Annotated in this window: 1 protein-coding gene and 1 pseudogene; both read right to left on the minus strand. The window is 70.7% G+C overall.

Translation table 11 applies throughout. The features are described from left to right. Window positions 1–961, minus strand: a pseudogene (locus AC27KI_RS23945) (rhomboid family intramembrane serine protease); the annotation flags it as partial. An 83-nt stretch (window positions 962–1044) separates the two neighbouring features. After that, window positions 1045–1825: tripartite tricarboxylate transporter substrate-binding protein (locus AC27KI_RS23950; RefSeq protein WP_487116229.1), on the minus strand; the 781-nt coding region annotated here is incomplete at its 5' end.

Consider the following 1825-nt stretch of genomic DNA (forward strand, 5'->3'; position numbering starts at 1 on the left):
GCATCGAAGCCGTCGTCCGGCGCGGCGGCTGCCTCGGGCGGCGGCGCCTCGATCGCCTTGCGCCGCACCAGACCGGCGCCCCACATCAGCGCGGCGCCCGTCAGAAGCCCGCCCAGGTGGGCCATGTAGGCCACGCCCCGGCCGCTGAGCCAGTGCTGCAGCAACTCGTTGGCGATCCACGCCGGCAACAGCAGCAGCGCGGGCGCGGTGACGTAGTTGAAATAAAAGAACAGCTGGTAGAAAAACCGCACGCGGCGCAGCCGGTACAGCACCGCGTACATGCCCATGAGGGCCGACACCGCACCGGACGCCCCCAGGCCGTAGCTGCCTTGGCCTGCATAGGCCCACCCGGCCATCAGCGACCCGCCCACGGCCCCCAGCAGGTAGAAGGCCAGGTACCGCCACCGCCCCAGGGCCAGCTCGACCGAAAAGCCGAAGAGGAACAAGAACACCATGTTGCCCAGCAGGTGGCCCGTGCTGGCATGCAGGAAAGCGGCGGTGATCCAGGTCACGGGCCGCGGGGCGCGTCCTTTTCGTAGCTCTGCGCCCAGCGGCGGGTGAAGGGCTCGGGCAGCGCCGCCTCATACCGGGCGCGGGCGGCCTTCCAGTCGGCGTACTGCGGGTCGTCCGCGCGCACGACCAGGCCGGCGTGCAGGCGCTTTTGAAAGCCTTCCTCGTGCTCCATCCACCGCAGCAGCGCATGCTCCCGGTGCGCCGCCAGCATGCGCTGCGCGCGCTCGGCATCGCGGTGGCCGGAGTCCTTCAGCCACTGCACGAAAGGCGGCTGTTCGATGCCGGGCAAGGGACTGTCCAGATAGACCTGCGCCGCCCGGTCCACGGCCTTGGCCTCCCAGCGCTGCGGGCCCCAGAAGACCAGCAGGTTCACCACAATGATCAGCACCGTCATCCATGGCGGGTTGCGCCAGGTGGGGCGGTTGTCCAGCGGGATGGCATAGAACATGGCGGGCCTGCGTCACCTCAAGGCGGGCAACGCCGGTCCCCGCGGGCCGGCCTGCGGCGCCGCGGCGGGACAGCACGCAACCCTCACTGGGGCACGAAGCCGCTGCGCTGGATGATGCGCGTCCAGGCCTGGGTGTAGGCCTGCTGGCGCGCCGCCAGCTGCTGGGGCGTCATCGACGCCACCGTGAGCCCCAGGGCCGTGAGCTGCCGGTTCACGTCGGGTTGGGCGACCACTTTGGCCAGCGCCTGCGAGAAGCGGGTGACGAACGCGGCCGGCGTACCGGTGGGCGCGTAGAAGCCGTAGTAGGGCAGGTCCTCGAAGCCTTTCAGCCCCAGCTCGTCGAACGTGGGCACGTCCGGCAGCGCGGCCTGGCGCTGGGTGCCCAGCACGGCCAGCACGCGCACCTTGCCGCCCTTGTGGTTTTCGATGAAGTCCTGCACCGAAGCCACCCCGGCGGGAATCTGGTTGCCCAGCATGTCGGCGATCATGGGCGCGCTGCCGCGGTATGGCGCCGCCACCAGGTCGATGCGGTACTTCTCGCCGATGAGCTTGACCAGAAACTCCGGCGTGGAGGCCGGGGCCGGGATGCCCACCGCGCCCTTGCCCCCGCCCTGGGTGGTGACCCACTGCACGTAGTCGTTGAACGACCTGGCCGGCGACGCGCCGGACACGGCGAAGGCATTCACGAAGGTGGCCACGCCGCCGACCGGCACGAAGTCGTGCACCGGGTCGTAGCCCGGGTGCTTGACCACCTGCGGCAGGATGGAGATGGTGTGGTCGTGCGACAGGAACACGGTGTGCCCGTCGGCCGGCGCGGCCTTGAGGGCCTGGGCGGCGATCTGCCCGCCCGCGCCGGGGCGGTTG

It is taken from the genome of Acidovorax sp. KPB24-03, assembly GCF_057546605.1.